The sequence below is a fragment of the Nannocystis sp. RBIL2 genome (assembly GCF_026626745.1).
Lineage (GTDB): Bacteria > Myxococcota_A > Polyangia > Nannocystales > Nannocystaceae > Nannocystis.
The window spans coordinates 3,627,375-3,648,100 of the sequence record NZ_JAPNJW010000001.1; the positions used below are offsets into that span (position 1 = coordinate 3,627,375).

General features: G+C 71.1%; 12 protein-coding genes and 1 tRNA gene. 7 read left to right on the forward strand and 6 right to left on the reverse strand.

Translation table 11 applies throughout. From position 1 onward, the window contains the following. Positions 1 to 35: 35 nt before the first annotated feature. From OV090_RS14215 to OV090_RS14235, 5 genes are all read right to left on the reverse strand, one after another. The gene (locus OV090_RS14215) at positions 36 to 1,124 is read right to left on the reverse strand and encodes an alpha/beta fold hydrolase (RefSeq protein ID WP_267704166.1); all 1,089 of its coding nucleotides are present in this window, start codon (positions 1,122 to 1,124) and stop codon (positions 36 to 38) included. A gap of 35 nt (positions 1,125 to 1,159) precedes the next feature. Further along, the gene (locus OV090_RS14220) at positions 1,160 to 4,318 is read right to left on the reverse strand and encodes an efflux RND transporter permease subunit (RefSeq protein WP_267704167.1); all 3,159 of its coding nucleotides are present in this window, start codon (positions 4,316 to 4,318) and stop codon (positions 1,160 to 1,162) included. After that, positions 4,315 to 7,956 (reverse strand): efflux RND transporter permease subunit, encoded by a 3,642-nt coding sequence (locus tag OV090_RS14225; RefSeq protein WP_267704168.1) that lies wholly within the window; start codon positions 7,954 to 7,956, stop codon positions 4,315 to 4,317. The genes OV090_RS14220 and OV090_RS14225 overlap by 4 nt, the downstream gene beginning before the upstream one ends. A 4-nt stretch (positions 7,957 to 7,960) precedes the next feature. Further along, entirely contained in the window at positions 7,961 to 9,193 is a 1,233-nt protein-coding gene (locus tag OV090_RS14230; protein WP_267704169.1) for an efflux RND transporter periplasmic adaptor subunit, read from the reverse strand. Between the two features lie 156 nt (positions 9,194 to 9,349). Further along, positions 9,350 to 10,039 carry an HAD family hydrolase gene (locus tag OV090_RS14235; protein WP_267704170.1) on the reverse strand — a complete coding sequence of 230 codons (690 nt, stop codon included), beginning with the start codon at positions 10,037 to 10,039 and terminating at the stop codon, positions 9,350 to 9,352. 199 nt (positions 10,040 to 10,238) lie between these two features. Between OV090_RS14235 and OV090_RS14240 the strand changes: the two genes are divergently transcribed. The 7 genes from OV090_RS14240 to OV090_RS14270 all read left to right on the forward strand — a co-directional run bounded on the left by OV090_RS14240 (position 10,239) and on the right by OV090_RS14270 (position 19,606). Continuing rightward, a complete protein-coding gene (locus OV090_RS14240) occupies positions 10,239 to 11,447 on the forward strand; it encodes an FHA domain-containing serine/threonine-protein kinase (RefSeq protein ID WP_267704171.1) in 1,209 nt (402 codons plus the stop codon). A gap of 231 nt (positions 11,448 to 11,678) precedes the next feature. Continuing rightward, positions 11,679 to 11,752 (forward strand) — tRNA-Pro (locus tag OV090_RS14245). Between the two features lie 265 nt (positions 11,753 to 12,017). Continuing rightward, positions 12,018 to 13,595, forward strand: coding sequence for a VWA domain-containing protein (locus tag OV090_RS14250; protein WP_267704172.1), 1,578 nt, complete (start codon positions 12,018 to 12,020; stop codon positions 13,593 to 13,595). Between the two features lie 299 nt (positions 13,596 to 13,894). Next, positions 13,895 to 16,168 carry a hypothetical protein gene (locus OV090_RS14255; RefSeq protein ID WP_267704173.1) on the forward strand — a complete coding sequence of 758 codons (2,274 nt, stop codon included), beginning with the start codon at positions 13,895 to 13,897 and terminating at the stop codon, positions 16,166 to 16,168. Between the two features lie 292 nt (positions 16,169 to 16,460). Further along, on the forward strand, positions 16,461 to 17,216 hold the full coding sequence (locus tag OV090_RS14260; RefSeq protein ID WP_267704174.1) for a hypothetical protein: 756 nt from the start codon (positions 16,461 to 16,463) through the stop codon (positions 17,214 to 17,216). A 75-nt stretch (positions 17,217 to 17,291) separates the two neighbouring features. Next, positions 17,292 to 18,764 (forward strand): NCS1 family nucleobase:cation symporter-1, encoded by a 1,473-nt coding sequence (locus OV090_RS14265; protein WP_267704175.1) that lies wholly within the window; start codon positions 17,292 to 17,294, stop codon positions 18,762 to 18,764. A gap of 128 nt (positions 18,765 to 18,892) precedes the next feature. After that, positions 18,893 to 19,606 (forward strand): hypothetical protein, encoded by a 714-nt coding sequence (locus OV090_RS14270; RefSeq protein ID WP_267704176.1) that lies wholly within the window; start codon positions 18,893 to 18,895, stop codon positions 19,604 to 19,606. Between the two features lie 64 nt (positions 19,607 to 19,670). On the opposite strand, the gene OV090_RS14275 is transcribed toward OV090_RS14270, so the two are convergent. Then, positions 19,671 to 20,654 (reverse strand): peptidyl-prolyl cis-trans isomerase, encoded by a 984-nt coding sequence (locus OV090_RS14275; protein WP_267704177.1) that lies wholly within the window; start codon positions 20,652 to 20,654, stop codon positions 19,671 to 19,673. Positions 20,655 to 20,726 lie beyond the last annotated feature (72 nt).

Genomic DNA, 20,726 nt, shown 5'->3' on the forward strand with positions numbered 1-20,726 from the left:
GCCGCGGCCCGTCGTCAGCGCAAACGCTAGCACACTCAGAGCAGGCAGCCCGGCTGGTCGCGGTCGCAGCAGACGCAGGCGGCCTCGTCCTTGCGGATCGCACAGCGCCCGGAGTCGTGGAAGTTCCCTTCGGGGTCGCCGACCTGCCGGCAGTGCTGGACGCAGTTCGTCGCCGTCATCTTGCCGCGCTCGCAGGCGACCATCGAGACGCCGTCGCAGAAGGCGTCGCTGGTCTCGGGCACGCACGGCGTGCCCGGCCCGAAGCCGCACCCTCGATCGCCGCTGCCCTCCACCGGCACCCCGGCCGGGTCGTAGGCGAAGTCGAAGCCCTTGTCCTGGCACAGCTCGTCGGCAGTGCGCAGCACCGGGCCCGCGCCCGGGGCCCGCGGGTCCTCGCCGCGCCACGGCACCTTCGCCGCCATCACGTGCCACAGCTCGGTCCAGGTCCGCCAGTCGTGCCCGCCCGGGCGGGTGAACACGCGCTCGGGCGGCAGCAGCTGGCCCAGCAGCGCCCGCCCGCGGTCGGCGTCTTGCGTGCCGTAGCCGAGGAAGATCGGCGGATTTTGGGCCGCGCCGGCCTGCTTGAGCCAGCGCCAGATCTCGTAGTCCCACGGCCCCGCCTCCGCTTGCGGCTGCCAGGCCGGCGCGCCGACCTCCTCGATCGCCCGCAGCGTGCGCCGGCGCCCGAGATACGGCGCCAGCAGGACCACCCCGCTGACCTCGCCCGGGTGCATCGAGGCGGTCCAGATCGCCCCCATCCCGCCCATCGAGATGCCCACCAGCCACACGCGCGCGTAGCCGGCCGCGCGCGCCGGCGCGACGATGTCGCTCCACAGCCGCACCTCCGTCGACTGCTCGGCGTAGTAGCCCGAGTGCGCGTCGGCCAGGATCACGTCGACCCCCGCGGCCTCGAGCTCGGCGACGAACCCGTGGCGCACGAACTCCTCCGGCGCGTCGCCGTGGCCCTGCAGCAGGATCGCCACGGTGTCGCTGCGCTCGCCCGCGTGGGCCAGCAGCTGGCTCGAACGCATCGGCCTCTGGGTCGCGCGAGGGAACGGGCAGGCCGCCAGCACCGCCAGCGCGAGCGCGCCGAGGCCGGCGCCGATCCTGGGAACCTGGCTCATGAGACACCCTCTCCGAGCCGGAAACCTATCACTGTTCAGCGGCGGCGCCACAGCACGCGGCGGGCCCACTCGCCGGCGGCGATCCGGAGGTCGTCGAAGTACGTGTACGCGACCGGCACGACCACCAGCGTCAGCACCGTCGCGGTCGTCATGCCGCCGACCAGGGTCTTGCCGAACGGGCCGTAGTCGAGGCCCTCGCCGTTCGGGGTGGTGAACGCGAGCGGGATCATGCCGCCGACGGTGGTCAGCGCGGTCATCAAGATCGGGCGGAACCGCTGCATGCCGGCCTGGACGATCGCCTCCTCGCGCGACAGCCCCGAGGCGCGGGCGCTGTTGATGAAGTCGACCAGGACGATGCCGTTGTTCACGACCACCCCGAGCAGCAGGAGGATCCCGATCACCGCCAGCGCGTCGATCGGCGAGCCGGTGAGCATCAAGAACCACCACACGCCGATGAACGACAGCGGGATCGACGGCAGCACGCTCATCGGCAGGATGAAGCTCTCGAACAAGAAGCCCATCACCAGGAAGATGAACGCGGTCGACAGGATCATCGCCCCGACCATGTCGTTGCGCAGGTCGTCGGTCTCGCGGGTGTCGCGGTCGGCGTCGAAGCTGATGCCGGCGGGCAGGCGGTAGGTGGCGATGAACTGGCGCAGCTTGTCCATGACCGCCAGCCGGTCGTCCTCGGCCAGCTCGAGCCGGATCAGCGCCGCCACCCGCTTGTCGTTGCGGATCAGCGCCTGCTCCCCCTTCTGCACCGTCATCTCGGTCAGCACCCGCACCGGCACCACCGTGCCCGGCTTCTTCTCGCTCGGCACCTTGAACTCGAGCAGCTCGCCGAGCTGCTCGCGGTCCTCCTTGCGGTAGCGGATCCGGACCTCGATCTCGCGGTCCTCGGTGGCGCTCTGGAACCGCGGCAGCACCTGCCCGCGGATCGCGTATGCGATCGAGCTGGCGATGTTGCCCGCCGGGATGCCGAACCGCTCGGTCATCGTCCGGTCGACGGCCAGCGCCAGCTCGTCGCGACGGACCGCGTCCGAGCCCCGGTTCGACACCCCGAGCACCCCCGGCTGCTGCTGCAGCGCCGACTGCAGCGCCTCGCGGGCCTCCTGCACCGAGCGGTGGTCGTCGCCGTACAGCGTGACCATGAAGGTGTTGTCCTGGCCGCCGTCGGCCCCGCCGAAGCGGGCCTCCTTCACCCAGCCCGGCCGGCTGGGCATCTTGTCGTAGACCTCCTGGCGGACCTCGTTGAACGGCCGCTCGCCCGGCTCCTGCGGCTCGAAGAACACCTGCACCTGGGCGAAGCTGCCGTCGAAGCCGATGTACTGGCCGGAGATCCGGTAGTCGTCCTTGACCTCGGCGATCGACCGCTCGACCTCGCCGAAGAACTTCTCGGCCTCGGCCTTGGTGATGTCCGAGGGCATCGAGTAGTAGGCCCAGAAGTTGCGCGTGCCCATGTTCTCGCCGCTCGAGAACTTGACGTGCTGCATCGGGATCGCGCACGTGGCCACCAGCATCAGCAGCGACGGGATCACCACGTCGATGCGCCGGCGCAGGCTGCCCCGCAGCAGCGCCCCGTACCACGCGTTGAGCCGCCCGAGCGTGGCCGTGTACAGCCGGCCCATCCACTGCTTCCACCAGGCGTCGACCGCCAGCAGCGCGCGCCAGCGCAGCGGGTCCGGCGTGCCGAGGGCCATCGCGCTGGTCATCGGCACCAGCACCAGGGCCACGAACAGGCTGGCCAGCAGCGACACGCACACCGGCGTGACCATGCGGATCATGAAGAACTGCGTCGGCCCCGAGCTGAGCAGCGCCGCCGGCGCGAACACGATCATCGTCGTCAGCGTCGCCAGAGTGATCGGCAGCGCCACCTCCGAGGCCCCGTGCAGCGCCGCCGCGTACGGGCCCATGCCGCGCTCGCGGTAGCGGTCGATGTTCTCCGCGACCACCACCGAGTTGTCGACCACCAGACCGACGCAGATCATCAGGCCGAGCAGCGAGATGATGTTGATCGACTGGTCGAGGAAGTACATCACCGGCAGCGACAGGAAGATCGACAGCGGGATCGAGGCGGCGATCAACAGCGTCAGGCGGACCCGGCGCAGGAAGAACAGCAGCACCACGATCGCCAGCACCCCGCCCTGCAGGCCCGAGTCGGTGACCTGGTTGAGCGAGTAGCGGATCGCGTCGCCCTGCATGAAGAAGGCCTTGACGTCGAAGCCCGTCAGCCCCGGCTCCTGCACCGCCGCCTCGACCGCCTCGCGGATCTTGTCGCACACCTCGACGGTGTTGGCCTGCGACTCCTTGAGCACGAACAGCACCATCGACGGCCGCCCGTTGAAGCGGTCGATGCGGTCGCTCTCGGGGTAGTCGTAGACGACGTCGGCGATGTCCTTGAGCCGCAGGCTCTTCTGCCCGACGATCGTGTCCTCGAGCTGCTGGACCGTCTGGTAGGTCGCCAGCGAGCGGACCACGAAGCGCCCGTCGGGGTCGCGGATCTCGCCGCTGGCGAGGTTGAAGTTGGCCTGCGACAGCTTCTGCGCCAGCGTGAAGATGTTGACCCCGGCCGCCTCGGCGAGCGGCCGGTTGAGCTCGATGCGGATCTCGCGATCCTCTTTGCCCCACAGGTTGACGAGGGCGACGCCGTCGATGCGCTCGATGGCGCGGACCAGGTGCTTCTGCACGCGGTCGCGCGGCAGATCGATCGACTCGTCCCAGGTCACGCTGTAGAACGCCACCGGGATGCCCGCGCCCGACTGCTTGTTGATCCGCACCCGCTGCACGTCGCTCGGCAGCTCGGGCCGCGCGCGCGCGACCCGGTCGCGGACCTCGCGGTAAGCGACGTCCATGTCGGTCTCGCCCTCGAACACCAGAGTCACGCTGGCGCGGTCGGCCCGCGAGGTCGCGCTGATCTCCTCGAGCCCCGGCGTGGTCGCCAGCGACTGCTCGAGCGGCCGCGTGATCCGGTCCTCGATGTCCTGCGCCGTCGCGTTCGGGTACGGCACCTCGATCATCAGGAACGGCGGCGAGAAGCCCGACGGGATCAGCTCGAGCGGGATCCCGAAGAACGCGACCACGCCGATCACCACCGCGCTGAGCAGCGCCATCAGCATCGTCACCGGCCGCACCAGCGACAGGTGGACCATGCCGTTGTCGCGCAGCTCCGGCCCCGGGACGGACGAGCCGCTCACTTCGGCACCTCGACCTCGGGGGCCAGCTGCTCCGGCGTCACCGCCCGCACCTCGCGCAGCAGCTTCACCTCGCGCGACTCCGGCACGCCGCCGCCGAAGATCCGGTCGACCCCGGCGTAGATCGTCGGGATCACGACCAGCGTCAGCAGCGTCGAGAAGCTGAGGCCCGCGATCACCGTGATCGCCATCGGCGTGCGCAGCTCGGCGCCGTCGCCGAGGCCGAGCGCCATCGGCACCAGGCCGAGCACCGTGGTCAGCGTCGTCATCAGGATCGGCCGCAGCCGCACCTGCCCGGCCAGCGCCAGCGCGTCGTCGGTGCTGTGCCCGCGCTCCTTGAGCTGGCCGGCGTAGTCGACCAGCACGATCGCGTTGTTGACGACGATGCCCGCCAGCAAGATGAGCCCGAGGATCACCAGGACGCTGACCGGCACGTTCAGCAGCAGCAGCGTCCACACCACGCCGACCAGCGCCAGCGGGATCGTGATCAGGATGATCATCGGGTACATCAGGCTCTCGAACTGCGAGGCCATGATCACGTAGACGAGGAAGATCGACAGGCCGAGCGCCAGGTACAGCGAGCGCGACGAGGTCTCCCACTCCTCGCTCTGACCGGTCACCGCCGTCGTCACCCCGGCCGGCAGGTTGAGCTTGGCCAGCCGCTCGTCGATCTCGCGCGCCGCGCTGCCGAGACCCGACCCCGCCAGGTTGGCGGTGACCAGGCCGACCCGCTGCTGACCGATGCGCCGGATCTCGTTGGGCCCGCGCCCGAGCGTGATCTCGGCCACCGCCGACAGCGGCACCGGCCGCGCCTGGCCCGGGTTGACCACCAGGTCCTCGAGCTCGCGCACGGTGGCGGTGTCGATGTCCTTGAGCCGGACGCGCACGGGGATCTTGCGGTCCTTGCGGTTGTACTTGGTGGCCTCGAAGCCCTGGACCTTGTTGCGCACCAGCTCGGCGACCGAGCGGATGTCGAGGTTGAGGCGGGCCAGCGCGTCGCGGTTGTAGACGATCTGGACCTCCGGGCTGCCCGGCAGGATCGACGTCTTGACGTCGCGCAGGTCGACGATCCCCGCCAGCTCGTCGCGCACCGCGTCGGTCGCCTCGCGCAGCTCGTCGAGCTCGTAGCCGCGCACCTGGACCTCGATCGGCGTGGCGAACGAGAACAGCACCGGCCGCGTGACGTGGACGATCGCGTCCGGCACCCCGCGCACCAGCGGCCGGATCACCGCCAGCGCCGCCTCCTCCGCCGCCGCCGGGTCGAGCTTCTTCTCCGGCTTCGCCTGTCCCTCGGGACCTGCCCCTTCGGGCCTGTCCTTTGCGTCCTGTCCTTCGGAACCTGCCCCTTCGGCCTTGTCGGCCTCGGCGGTCTTGACGGGCGGCGCCCGCTTCTCGCCGAGCGCGACGCGCAGGCGGGCGGTGTGCTCGCCGCGCTCGCCGGCCTCGCTCGAGTCGCGCTGGCTGCCGATCGTCGAGATCAGCGTGCGCAGGTCGGGGATGCTGGCCAGCAGCTCGCGCTCGAGCGGCGCGGTGGTCTCGTTGGTGGCCAGCAGCGGCGTGCCGACCGGCAGGCTCATCTCGACCGTGAACTCGCCCTGGTGCAGCTCGGGGATCAGCTCGCTGTCGAGCCGGGGCGCGGCCCACAGGGTGGCGGCGCCGGTGCCGAGGGTCAGGGCGTAGACGACGATGCGGTTGCGCAGGCTCCAGCGGATCAGCTTGGGGTAGCCGGTCTCGAGCATGCGCAGCAGGCCGTCGAACAGGAACAGCACCGGCATCAGCGGCCAGCGCAGCAGCCAGCCGCCGGCCCGCACCGCCCGCACGCCGAGATAGCTCAGCAGCAGGAACAGCGCGGTGAACAGCTTGCCGAGCAGCTCGAACACGAAGTGGAGGACGAAGCGCAGCAGGCCGTAGACGATCGGCACCACCGTGAGCCACCACCAGCGCGGGCGAATCGCCCGCCGGAGGTCGCGCAGCGACTCCCAGTCGAGCCACAGCCGGCCGAGCGAGCGCCAGAAGCCGACCGCGGGCTTCTCGTTCGACGGCGGCCCGCCGACGAACCGACGCGAGGCCAGCATCGGGATCAGGAACAGCGCCACCGCCAGCGAGGCGAGCAGGCTGAACACCACGGTCAGGCCGAGGTCGCCGAACATCTGCCCGGCGATGCCCTCGACGAACACCATCGGGAAGAACACCGCGACGGTGGTCAGGGTCGACGAGATGACCGCGCTGCCGACCTCGCTCACGCCGCGCACCGTGGCGCGGATGTAGTCGTCGCCCTCTTCTTTGCAGCGGTGGATCGACTCGAGCACGACGATCGAGTTGTCGACCAGCATGCCGATGCCGAGCGCCAGGCCGCCCAGGCTCATGATGTTGAGCGAGACCCCGGCGATGTTGAGCGGGGCGAAGGTGACGAGCACCGAGATCGGGATCGAGATGGCGACGATGAGGGTGGTCTTCACGTCGCGCAGGAACAGGAACAGGATGATGACCGCGAGGATGCCGCCCGACAGGGCGGTGCCGCGGACCTCGTCGATGCTCGACTCGATGAACTTCGAGCGGTCGGTGAGGATGTCGACCTGGGCCCCGTACTCCTTGAGGATCCGCGGCTGCACCCGCTGCTCGACGGCGTCGGTGACCCGCTTGGCCATGTCGACGATGTTGGCGTCGGCCTCCTTGTGGACCTCGATCTCGACCGCCTCGCGGCCGTCGACGCGGGTGATGACGTCGCGGTCCTTGAAGCCGCTCCTGACCTCGGCGAGGTGGCGCAGCTTGATGTCCCTGCCGTCGCGCGAGACGACCACGAGGTCGCGGATGTCGTCGAGGTCGCGGAACTCGTTGACCGTGCGCACCAGGTAGCGCGTCCGGCCGTCGCGCATGCTGCCGCCTGCGAGGTTGATGTTCTCCGCCTGCAGCCGCTTGATGACGGTGTCGATGTTGATGTTGGTGCGGCGGAGCTGGTCCTCGTCGAGCCGGACCTCGATCTCCTCCTCGAGGCCGCCCTTGACCTTGACCGCGGCGACGCCCTCGAGCGGCTCGAGCAAGCGGCGAATGTCGCGGTCGGCGATCCGCCGCAGGTACTTGAGCCCCGAGGTGCCGGCGAACGGGTCGTCGACGCCCCCCTGGGCCTTGTCCGGATCCGGCTCGATCGGCGAGTGGATCGAGAGGGTCAGCACCGGATCGAGCGTGGGGTCGTAGCGCAGGATCAGCGGCTGCTTGATCTCGGTCGGCAGCGTCGGCTTGATCGCGTCGATCTTCTCGAGGACGTCCTGGTTCGCCTCGTCCATGTCGGTGTCCCAGGCGAACTCGAGGATCACGTCGCTGTAGCCGCCGCGCGACACCGAGTCGATGCGCGTCAGCCCCGTGACCACCCCCAGGATCTCCTCCATGGGCCGAGAAACGTTGTTCTCGACCTCCGCCGGGGCCGCGCCGGGGTACTCGGTGCGGACCGTCAGGCGCGGATAGCTGATGTCGGGCATCAGGTTGAGCGGCAGCAGGCGGATGCTGAACGCGCCGAACACCACCACCGCGAGGAACACCATCAACACCGCGACCGGCCGCGTGACCGTGAAGCGGTAGCGCTCCATCTCGCGGGCCCTGGCCGCCAGTTGGAGGTCGCCGGACTCCGGACGAACGGGCTCCACGGCTTTAGTTCTCCTTGTTGGCAGCCTTGATGTCTTCGGCCTTCGCGTCCGGCTTGCCGGCGGCCTTGGCGTCCTCCGCCTTGGCGTCGACCTTGGCCTCGGCGGGCTTGTCGTCGCCGGCGGGCTTGGCGTCGCCGCCCTCGGGCCGGCCCTGCATGTCGACGCGGACGATCTTCGCCCCGTCCTTGAGGCCCGTCTGGCCGGCGACGATCACCGCGTCGCCCGCCCCGAGGCCCTTGACGATCTCGACCCGCTCGGCGTCCTGCAGCCCGAGCTCGACGCGCACGCGGCGGGCCTTGTCGCCCTCGGGCACGAACACGTAGGTCTGCTCCTCGTCGTGGACGAGCGCGCCCTTCGGCACCAGCGCGACGTCCTCGCGGTGATCGACGGTCAGCGTGACCTCGGCGTACATGCCGGGCAAAAAGCCCTGGGCGCCGGCCAGCTCTTGCGGCAGCGCGACGGTCATCTTGACGGTGCCGGTGCCGGCGTCGACGGTGGGCGAGATCCGCAGGACCTTGCCGGTGCCCTTGCGGCCCTTCGCCGCCTTGCCGACCACCAGCGCCTCCTGCCCGACCTTGATGCGGTCGAGCTCCTTCTCGGGCACGAACACGCGGGCGACCAGAGTGTTGAAGTCGGTCACCTGCAGCAGCTCGGCGCCGTTGGTGACGAAGCCGCCCTCGATCACCTTGCGCTGGGTGACCGTGCCGGAGAACGGCGCCGTCACCTTGGTGTTCTTCATCTCGCGGGCCCGGTCGCGCAGGTCGAGCTCGGCGATGTCGAGCTGGTTCCTGGCCTTCTGGTACTCCTCGTTGCCGAGCACGCGCTCGTTGTAGAGCTGCTCGATGCGCTGGAAGTCGGTCTGCGCCTTGGCCAGCGAGGTGTTGGCGCGGAGCAGCGAGTTGGCCTGGGCGTCGAAGCGGATCCTCGCCAGCACCTGGCCTTCCTTGACCTTGTCGCCCTCCTCGACCGTGAGGTCGACGAGGCGGCCGACCGACTCGGAGTGGACGGTGACCTGGCGTTCGGCCTCGATCGTGCTGGCGGCGGAGATCGTCGCCGTGATGGCGCCGCGCTCGACGGTGCCGACGACGACCGGGCTCGGTTGCTCGACCACCTCGGCGTCCGCGGCCTTCTTCTCGACGCCGCCGGCGCTGGCCTGGCAGCCGAGCGCGAGCGCGAGGGAGAGCAGCAACCAACGACGCGACGGACGGATCCTCGTGGGGGCGGGCGAACTCAGCATGTCCGGGCCTTACGCCCCGCGGCATAGCACGAAAGCGGCGAGATCGCCGCGGATCGTCGCAGCGCTCCCGCGCTCGGTGGACCGCGCGGCGAAGGCTTGCGACCTCCGCAACCAGCGCCTGGTTTCACGGACCGGCGATTTCTCGCGTAGGGGCCCTCACGCCCCGGCGGCCACGGCCGCGAGGACGACCTCGGCCATCTCGACGAAACCGGCGCCCTCGCGGGCCTGGGTGATGAATTGCGGGGCTTCGGGCAGGTACTGCAATTGCCCGGCGATGTCGGCAGTCCCCACCGTCGCGCCGAAGCGGCCGCCGACGAACAGGCCCGCGTCGTTGGGCGCGTCGCCGATCGTCACGATCGCCCGCGGGTCGAGCCCGAGCTCGGCGGCCATCTGCAGCACCGCTGCGCCCTTGTCGGGCACCGATTCGGCGAGGTGCACATGCACGTTCGACCACACGAGGTGGACGCCCATCTCGGCGGCGAGGTCGCGCAGGCGCACCAGCTCGGGCTCGTCGCGACCGTCGCGTTCGTAGGCGATATCACCGAGTCGGCAGAAGTCGTCACCGGTGAGCCGCAGGCGGGCGTCATGCTCGCCGTTGAGGCGCTCGCCGACCTGGCGCAACCGCGGCTTGTCGGTCGGTCTGCCGAGCCAGCGCGGCGCCCGGTCGGGGATCACCTCGAGCAAGCCGTTTTCGGCCAGTCCACGCGTGACGCCGGGCAGGTAGCGACACAGTCCCGTGACTTCGCCCGCGGGCCGGCCCGACACCGGCATGACGGCGACCCCGGCGGCGACCAGGCGGGTGATCGCCGCCAGCGCCGCTGGGTCCAGCTTCCCGGCCCGGGTCAACGTTCCGTCGACGTCGGTCGCAATCAGCGCAGGCCGCGGGGACGGGCTCAGGCGCGAAATCGGCGTAATTTCCGGGGCTTTACCCGAGGTGCCTTCGGGGGTGGGTCGGCTCGGCAGGTGTGTGTTCATGGGACCGGCGGCTCGTTCGCGGGCCCCCTTGCTGTCTCGCGGGGCCCTCGTGATAGTTTTCGTGCGGGCTATGGCGCTTGTACTTCAACCCGGGGATGTCTACGCCGGAAACATCAAGATCCTGCGGGTCCTCGGCAGCGGCGCCTTTGCGAGCGTGTACAAGGTCGAAGTCCGCGGCTACGACAAGCCGCTCGCGCTCAAGCTCACGCGCGAGCCGGTGACCTCGGGCGACCAGGCCCAGCGGGCGCTCCGCGAGATCACGATCTTGCGCTCGCTGACCAACCCGCACGTCGTGCGCACCTTCGACTGCGGCCTGCGGCCCGACGGCCACGTGTACATGTTGATGGACTACCTCGAGGGCCAGACCCTCAACACGTGGCACAAGTTCGACCAGCCGCTGCACCCGGCGCAGGCGGTCACCATCGTGCACCAGGCCTGCCTGGGCCTGGCGGAGCCGCACGCGCAGGGGATCGTCCACCGCGACGTCAAGCCGGAGAACATCTTCGTCCAGGACAACGGGCAGATCAAAGTGCTCGACTTCGGCCTGGCGCGCTCGTGGGACGGCAAGAGCGTGATCGGCATGAACGCGACCCAGATCCACATGGTCGTCGGCACGCCGCACTACTGTCAGCCCGAGCAGCTCAAGACCCGCGTGCTGGCGCCGTCGAGCGACGTGTACAGCCTGGCCACCATCCTCTACGAGCTGCTGTCGGCGCGATCGCCGTTCCACGGCGACCGCCCGCTCAACGCGGTGCGCGAGGAGTACCGCGAGAAGCCGGTGCGATGGTTGCACGCGCACGCGAGCATGCCGGTGGTTCCGATCGACAAGCACGAGGGCTGCGAGAGCCTGCCGCGGACGCTGGTCAAGGGGCTCATGGCCTCGCTCGACAAGGAGCCGGAGCGGCGCCCGCACGACGCCGGGGTGCTGGCCAACATCCTCGGCGAGGTGCTGCACCGCGAGCTCGGCATCCCGGTGGCGGCGACCCTGCGCCTGCGCTGGCCGGAGGGCGGCGTCGAGGAGCGGATGTTCCTCCCGGGCAGCTACCGGATCGGCAGCGGCGAGCGCTGCGAGATCATGCTGCCCGACCACCACTCGCAGCACATCCGGCGCGTCCACGCCGTGCTCGAGTGGAGCGGGATCCCCAACCACCCGTTCCTCCGGCCGATCATCGGCGACGGCTCGGTGCGCGTGAACGACACCCCCGTCCAGCGCCCGGTCGAGCTCGAGGAGAACGACAAGATCTGGGTCGGCCCCTACGAGATCTCGATCGTCACCTGAGGCGCGGCGCTCGCCGGCCCAGTTTCACGGCCCTGCGCGGGCCCTCCGACGCCCTTTTGCTGCGCGATCTCCCTGCGCCCATCGCGTCACTCGCCGCTCGCGCAGCGCGGCTGTCGCGCTCCGCTCAATTCTCGCTCCTGAGCCCGTTTCGGCCCTCTGACCCGCGAGTTCGATCACGTTTTACCCTTTGACACGGACACCTCGTTTCCGCTATCTACCCGGCCTCCTCTTCGGGGTGTAGCGCAGCCTGGTAGCGCACCTGGTTCGGGACCAGGGAGTCGGAGGTTCAAATCCTCTCACCCCGACAACAAAAGTGAGAAGGCCCGGGTCGCAAGACTCGGGCCTTCTTGCTTTGGTCCACCGCCTGCTGTCGGCGGCGACCTCGCCGACCACGAGTGCGGACCTCACGGGCGCTCGTCGCTGGGCGCCTCCACCCGCGCCCACTCGAGTGTCTTTCGGACCATGTCCCGAAGGACATTTGATTCTCTGCGCGTAGTTGTCCGCGCGAGCGCGGCCGCGCCCCGCGAGCCCCTGTAAGAGCCCGCGGGACCCTGGCGTTCGGGCGGCTGCATGACCCGCCCGCGCCTGTTCTCCGTCGTCGCCCTGCTGCTCCTCACTCCGGCCTGCGCGAAGCGGGCCTCCTACGCGGACATGAGGGGGGGCTACTCCGCGACCCCGGCGGCCGCCGCGATGGAGGCGCCGAACATCGAGAGCTACGCGCACATCGCCGAGAACGCGTTCAAGCGCGTCGCCGACGACCCGCTCTCGACCTTCTCGATCGACGTCGACACGGCCTCGTACAGCAACGTGCGCCGCTTCCTCGAGGACGGCCAGCTGCCGCCGGCCGACGCCGTCCGCATCGAGGAGATGATCAACTACTTCACCTACGCCTACCCCGAGCCCGCGGGCGCGCAGCCGTTCTCGGTGAAGACCGAGGTCGCGGCCTGCCCGTGGAACGACCGGGCGCGGCTCGTGCAGATCGGAATCAAGGGCAAGTCGCTGGCGCCGGCCGAGATCCCGCCGCGCAACCTGGTGTTCCTGCTCGACGTGTCGGGCAGCATGTCGAGCCCCGACAAGCTGCCGCTGCTGCAGCGCTCTCTGGCCATGCTGGTCGCCGACATCCGCCCGGTCGACAGCGTCGGCATCGTCGTCTACGCCGGCGCCGCGGGCGTCGTGCTCGAGCCGACCGCCGACCGCGACAAGATCGTCTCCGCCATCGACGCCCTCTACGCCGGCGGCTCGACCAACGGCGGCCAGGGCATCGAGGCCGCCTACGCGCTGGCCGAGCGGGCCTTCCGCAAGGGCGGCATCAACCGCGTGATCCTGGCGACCGACGGCGACTTCAACGTCGGCGTCAGCAGCGAGGGCGAGCTGCAGCGGCTCATCGAGCACAAGCGCGACAGCGGCATCTTCCTGTCGGTCCTCGGCTTCGGCACCGGCAACGTCAAGGACAGCACGATGGAGATGCTGGCCGACAAGGGCAACGGCAACTACGCCTACATCGACGGCCTGCAGGAGGCGCGCAAGGTCCTGGTCGAGCAGGCCGGCGCCACCCTCGTCACGATCGCCAAGGACGTGAAGATCCAGGTCGAGTTCAACCCGCTCAAGGTCGGCGCCTACCGCCTGATCGGCTACGAGAACCGCGTCCTCGCCCACCAGGACTTCAACGACGACAGCAAGGACGCCGGCGAGATCGGCGCCGGCCACACCGTCACCGCCCTCTACGAGGTCCTGCCGCCCGGAGCCGAGGGTGCGGTGCCCGGCGTCGATCCGCTGCGCTATCAGCAGCCGAAGGCCGCGCCCGCGCCCGCCTCCGCCAGCGCCGAGCTCATGCACGTCAAGCTGCGCTACAAGCAGCCCGAGGGCGAGGGCAGCCAGCTCCTCACCATGCCGGTCGCCGATCCGGGCCACGCCCTCGATGCCGCCTCCGAAGACCTCCGCTTCGCCGCCGCGGTCGCCATGTTCGGCATGAAGCTGCGCAACTCCGAGCACGCGCGCGCCGTCACGTACAAGCAGATCCGCGGCCTCGCCGAGGGCGCCCTCGGCCCCGACGCCAAGGGCTACCGCCGCGGCATGCTGGCCCTCCTCGGCCTCGCCGCCGGCCAGCAGGGCGAGCCCCTCGACGCGCCCGCCAGCGTGGCCCGCTGAACGCGGAGGCCGTCGCGCGCACGCGTGGGCTCGCGGCGCGACCGCGGAGCGCGGGGCCTGACCATCCTCCCCCGCGCAGCGCTGCTCGACCTGTCGGCCTGGCGCGCTCGTCCAGCCCTCGCGGCCTGAGCTCCCGCTCGCTGCTCTCGGCCACGCGGGTACGGAGGCGATGCGCGCTCCGAGGCGGAGCGAGATGCATCGCTCTGCTCGCGCTCGTCCGGGTCCCGGCAGCCTGCGGCGCCTGCGCTGAGCCCCGCGATTTGCGGCCGCGCGCGGCCCGGGCCGGGCATACTCGCCGCATGCGCCGCTCCCCGCGCGCCCTCGGCCTCGCCGCGGGCCTCCTCGCCCTCGCCGCCTGCGCCACCGGGCCGCGCGGCTATCCGACCGCCCCGCCGAGCGCCTCCAACAAACCTGGCCCTACGAACACGTCCCCCGGGACAGGTCCTTCGCAACCTGTCCCGAGCAACACCAACACCGGCCCCGACCCGGCCGTCGCGGTCGCCGCGGGTGGCCTTCACACCTGCGCCGTCCTGCGCTCGGGCGCGGTCGACTGCTGGGGCCGGGGCGGCAGCGGCGAGCTCGGCGACGGCAACCTGCGCGACAGCCCGCGCCCGGTGCGGGTGGTCGGCCTCGGCGACGTCGTCCAGCTCGCGCTCGGCGACCAGCACAGCTGCGCCCTCGTGCGTGGCGGCCAGGTCCAGTGCTGGGGCAGCAACGCCGCCGGCCAACTCGGCGACGGCGCCGGCCGTCCCGGGGCCCAGAGCGCCCGTCCGACCACCGTCCGCGGCCTCAGCGACGCCGCCGCGATCGCCGCCGGACCGAGCCACACCTGCGCCGTGCGCAAGACCGGCCAGGTCGCCTGCTGGGGCGACAACCGCCACGCCCAGATAGGCGACCTCAGCCGCCAAGTGTGGGCCTCGCCCGCGCTGGTCCCCGGGGTCACCAACGCCGGCGAGGTCGTCGCCGGCGCGCGCCACAGCTGCGCGAGAGTACAGGGCGGAAAGGTCATGTGCTGGGGGACAGGTTCTCACGGACAGCTCGGCGACCGCGGCAGCGCCCGCGCCCCCGGCCCGGTCCCCGGGGTCGACGGCGTGCAGGCGCTGGCCGCCGGCCAGGGCCACACCTGCGCGCTCAAGGCCAACGGCGGCGCGCTGTGCTGGGGCGCCGGCTTCGGCAAGAACCCGGTCGACATCGCCGGGGTCGCCGGGGCCGTGGCCCTGACCGCGGGCGAGGCCCACACCTGCGCCCGCACCGGCGACGGCGCCGCGCGCTGCTGGGGCGACAATGCCAACGGCCAGCTCGGCGACGGCACCGCCGAGGATCGCAAGGCCGCGACCGCGGTGGCCGGCCTCACCCAGGCGGTCAGCGTCGCCGCCGGGGCCGACCACACCTGCGCCGCGCTGCGGGGCGGCGGCGTGGTCTGCTGGGGCAGCAACGGCGCCGGCGCGCTCGGCAACGGCGTCGCCGGCGAGGAGACCGAGGGCGTCGCGGTCAGCGTCCGCAACCTGACCGGGGTCAGCGAGATCGCCAGCGGCGACGACTTCACCTGCGCCCTGTCCGGCGGCTCCGTCCAGTGCTGGGGCGCCGGCAACATGGGCCAGCTCGGCGACGGCTCGCAGGGCGACCGCGGCGGCGCCGACGACGTCAGCGGCATCGAGGACGCGGTCCAGATCGCCGCCGGCCGCAACCACGCCTGCGCCCGCCGCAAGAGCGGCGCGGTCGCCTGTTGGGGCCAGAACGGCCGCGGCCAGCTCGGCGACGGCAGCAAGCAGACTCGCACTCGCCCGGTGGGGGTCGCCGGTCTGAGCGACGCGGTCGAGATCGGCGCCGGTCGCGACCACACCTGCGCGCAGCGCAAGTCCGGCCAGGTCGTGTGCTGGGGCCGCGGCGCCGAGGGCCAGGTCGCCGTCGGCAAGATCGAGGACGCCGACCGGCCGACCATCGTCAACGGGTCGTTCGGCCAGGTCACTCAATTCGCCATGGGCGAGGTCCACAGCTGCGCGCTGCAGTCGAACCGGATCCCGCTGTGCTGGGGGCAGAACCGCTGGGGTCAGCTCGGCAACCTCGCCGGCGTCGGCACCCAGACCGGCCAGGCAGTGGTCCCGGTGATGAAGCTGCTGCCGGCCGAGGAGGTCACCGCCGGCGCCCTGCACACCTGCGCCCGCACCACCAACAGCGAGGTCTATTGCTGGGGCAACACCGACGACGGCCAGCTCGGCGCCGGCCTCACGATCGCCTCGGTCGCCCGCGTGCGGGTCAAGGACATGCGCGGGGCGATGGCGATCGCCGGCGGCGAGGCCCACACCTGCGCCGCGGTGGCGGGCGGGCAGATCTACTGCTGGGGTCGCGACAACGCCGGCCAACTCGGCGACCGCGGCACCCAGCTCCAGCGCTTCCCCGTCGCCGGCCCCCGCATCGACGGCGTCACCCGCCTCAGCGCTGGCTCCGAACACACCTGCGCGCTGCGCCAGAACGGCCGCGTGCTGTGCTGGGGCAGCAACCAGCGCGGCCAGCTCGGCGGCGGCACCGGCAGCCAGTCGACCACCCCGACCCCGGTGGTCGACATTCCCTAAGAAGAGCATGCGCTTTCGGACATTCCCTGAAGGACATGTCCTAGCACGCATGCCCGATAGGACATGCCCCCCAGGGCATGTTCATTGAGATCGCACGCCGGCTCCTCCTCGTGGAGGCCTCGACCGGACGCGACTATCGGCGCGCGGTCTCGGTCTGTCCGGACTCGCCACCGACATCGCGTTCGCCTTCGCGCAGGTGCCCGGCCCTCGCCCAGGCGCTCGTCCAGGCCGCCGAGCTGCGGATCGCTGCGCGCGCATGGACAGACCGCGGGCCCGCGCGCATCCTCGCGACATGCGCACCGCGATCCTTACCTTACCTGTCCTTTCGACCATCCTCGCCTGCGGCCCCGGGGCGCCCGGCGACACCGACGCCGATCCCACCACCGGGAGCTCGAGCGGCGGGACCGAGCCGGGCACGGCGACCGCCGCGAGCACCACCGCCGAGCCCGCGACCACCGACGCCCTGCCCACCACCGCCACCACCGTCGCCAGCGAGACTTCGCCGACCACCCCGACCTCGGCCACCACCGACGCCCTGCCCACCACCGGCATCGAGACCACCGACGGCGAGACCACCGACGCGACCACCGGGCCCGTCGAGACCGCCACCGCCGATCCCTCGACGACCACGACCACGACCGGCGAGACCGAAGGTGTGCCCGACGTCGCCTTCGCCGCCGAGTTCTGGGCCGGCGGCCTCGATCACATCACTGTCCGCATGGCCGCGCTCAAGGACGACTTCTGCGTCGAGATCCACTTCGCCCGCCCCGGCGGCGGCGCGGACCCGCAGCCCATGCTGCCGACAGACTGGTGGTATCAGGGCGCAGTCGTCTCGCAGGGCGCGGCCGACTGCCTCGAATTCATGGCTCCGATGCCGCAGGCGATCGGCGCCAGCGGCGTCGCCGGCGTCGCCACCTGGGACACCGAGCCGTTCTGCCCGACCCTCATCGACAGCATCGACCTCGTGCTCGACTTCCCGCAGGACGAGCCGTGGGTGCCCGCCCAGGTCAGCGTCGCCACCGAGGCGCTCGCGGTCAGCGGCTGTTGACCCTCAGAGCGTTGTTCCGCCGCAGCGCCGCCGGCGACGGTCTGGGCTCAGCGCGGGCCTGGTAGCATCGCTTGCATGACCACGCAGGAGCAGGACGGGCTCGTCGAGCTCACGAGCCCGCCCGACGACGACGCCCTCCGCAACGCCGACCTCGACCCCACGCCTCGCAGCGCGCGGACGTGGAACCGCTGGAGCCTCGCCGCGCTGTGGGTCGGCATGAGCGTGTGCGTCCCGACCTACGTGCTCGCGGCCTCGCTGATCAAGAGCGGCATGAATTGGTGGCAGGCCATGCTCACCATCCTGCTCGGCAACCTGATCGTGCTGGTGCCGATGATCCTGTGCGGCCACGCCGGCACCCGCTACGGCATCCCCTTCCCCGTGTTCGCCCGGGCCGCCTTCGGCACCCAGGGCGCGCACATCCCCAGCCTGGCGCGCGCCCTCATCGCCTGCGGGTGGTTTGGGATCCAGACCTTCATCGGCGGCCAGGCCATGTCGCAGCTGATCGGCCTGTTGTGGCCCGCGTGGCACGACCTCGGCGGCGGCGGCACCTTCATCGGCCTGTCCTTGCCGATGTGGCTGGCCTTCCTCGGCTTCTGGCTGCTCAACGTCGTGTTCGTCTACAAGGGCACCGAGTCGATCAAGTGGCTCGAGAACCTGGCCGCGCCGTTCCTCATCGTCGTGGGCTTCGCCCTGCTGTGGTGGGCCCAGAGCCGCGCCGGCGGCCTCGGCGTCATCCTGTCGCGCTCGCAGGCGCTCGTGCAGGGCCAAAAGGACATGTCCTCATGGACATGGTTCGTGCAGGTGTTCCTGCCCGGCCTCACGGCCATGGTCGGCTTCTGGGCCACCCTCTCGCTCAACATCCCCGACTTCACCCGCTATTGCCGCAGCCAGCGCGAGCAGCTGCTGGGCCAGCTCTACGGCCTGCCCACCACCATGCTGCTGTTCTCGTTCATCGGCGTGGCGGTCACCTCGGCGACCCTGATCCTCTACGGCGAGGCGATCTGGGACCCGGTCGAGCTGGTGGTCCGCATGTCCCGAGAGACAGGCTCGACCCTGCTCGCCGTCCTCGCCATGCTGACCCTGGCGGTCGCCACCCTGTCGACCAACATCGCCGCCAACGTGGTCGGCCCCGCCAACTCGCTGGCCAGCGCCTTCCCGCGCGCGCTCGACTTCCGCCGCGGCGGCCTGGTCGCCGCGGCCATGGGCATCCTCGTGTGTCCGTGGCTGCTGCTCGACGTCTACCAGGCCTGGCTGGTCAGCTACTCCGGCCTGCTCGGCGCAGTCAGCGGGGTGCTGCTCACCGACTACTGGCTGGTCCGCCGCACCGAGCTCGACCTCGCCGGCCTCTACCGCTCGCACGGCCCGTACACCTACCGCCGCGGCTTCAACCCCGACGCCATGCTGGCGATGGGCGTCGGCGTCGCGGTGGTCCTGCTCGGCAAGCTCGTACCTGGCCTCGAGTTCCTGTTCTCGGGGGCATGGTTCTCCGGCTTCGCCGCCTCCGCCGCGGTCTACCTCGCCCGCACCCGCCGAGCGGCGAAGCCCTGAGGCGAAGCGTCGTCGACCCGACGGCATCGGCAGCAAAGCCACCCTCGCCGCGAAGCGACCGGGTCCGCCGACGCCGCGGCGCGATCGCGCCGCTCGACAGCCGACCCGCGTCTCCTATACTCCCCGCCATGCGAACTTACGCTTACGCGCTCCCCCTCACCCTCATCCTCTTCGCGCCGGCCTGTGCCACGACGCTGTGCGGCGACAGTAAAGACTGCGCCCCCACCGACACTGCGACCACCGACATCACCGCGTCGACGACCGACGCGCCCACCGGCACCACCACCGGCACCGCCAGCGAGCCGACGTCGACCGCGAGCGAGACCGACGCGACCGCGAGCGAGACTTCGACCGTCAGCGAGACCGCGACCACCGCGGAGACCACCGACGCCACCACCGCGGAGACCACCGACGCCACCACGTCGGAGACCACCGACGCCACCACTTCGGAGACCACCGACGGCCCGCTCCTCGGCGAACCGGGCAGCCACACCCAGGCCTGCGCGCCCAACGACGGCCCCGCGGTCGAGTTCGAGATCGCCCTGGCCGAGCGCGCCTGCGACGCCGACTGGCCCGAGGACGCCCCGCAGCTCCGCATCGCCCTCTTCAAAGACGCCGGCGAGCTGCAGCTCGGCGAGCACCCGCTGTTCGGCGGCCTCGGCTTCGCCTGGTTCGACGACGGCGACGGCACGCCCGAGAGCACCGACCAGGGCAAGATCGAGATCACCGAGATCACCGCCGACGGCGTGCGCGGCACCTTCGAGCTCACCCTGCCCGACAACAACCAGCTGAACGGCGCCTTCGACTCGCTGTTCTGCCCGGCCGACATCATGTGCGGCTGAGCCTGTCCCCGGGGGCATGTCCGCGAGGACATGCCCCTGCAGGCATGTCCTTTCGTCCGACGCGCTACAGCCGCTGGTCGATGTGCGTCTTGGCCCGCAGGCTCGAGCGTAGCTCCTTGACCGCGCGGGCGAACGACTCCTGCTCGAGCTGCATGCGGATGCGCTCCTTGGCCTGGTCGAACGGCAGCACGTTGCCGGTCTCGTGGCGGACCACCTTGACGACCAGGTAGCCCTGGCCGGTCTCGAGCGGGCCGACGGTCTCGCCGACGCGAGCGGCGAAGATGGCGTCCTCGATGGTCGGAGCGACCTCGCCGCGCGACAGCGTCGCCTTCGGCTCCTTGATCTGGAACTCCTGCGCCAGCGCCATCGGGTCCTCGCCCGAGCGCATGCGGCGGGCGACCGCCTGGGCCTTGGCGTAGGCGGCGTCGCGGGACTTCGCGGTCTGCTCGTCGGGCGTGAACACGAAGCGCAGCAGGTCGGCCTTGATGTCGACGCCGCGGACCATCTTGCGGTACTGCTCGCGGATCTGCGCGTCCGTCACCGACGTGTTCGCCAGCGCGCGAGTGGTCTGGTACACGAGCAGCTGATCCTTGGTGTCCTGCAGGTAGTCGGCCCAGTTGCCGTACTGGCCGCTCTGCTCGACCGCCTCGCGCAGCTGCTTGGTGTTCGAGAACCCGTTCTCCTGGGCGATCTGCTGCAGGTAGCGGTCGACGTCGGCGTCGGTGATGCTGATCTGGAAGCGCTGGGCCTCCTTCTTGATCAGCTGCTGGTCGATCAGCTCGTCGAGCGCCTGCGTCCGCGCCTCGCGGGTGGCCATCTCGACCTGCTGCTGGGTCGGGCTGCGCCCGTATTTCTGCAGCGCCTCCTGCAGCAGCGGCGAGCTGGCGACCAGCGTGTCGAGCTGGCTCAGGAGGATGATCTCGTCGCCGACCACGGCGACGATCTTGTCGAGCACGAGCCCCTCCGCCGCCCGCACCGGCCCCGATTCTCCCGCCAGAGCGGCGAACCCGGCGACCACGAGCGCTGCGACGCGTGCGACCCTGCGCATGCGACCCTCGTAGCACCGCCCGCCCGCCGGCACAAGGCCGCGGCCCCGGCGGCCCTCCCGCGGCCCGCCGGC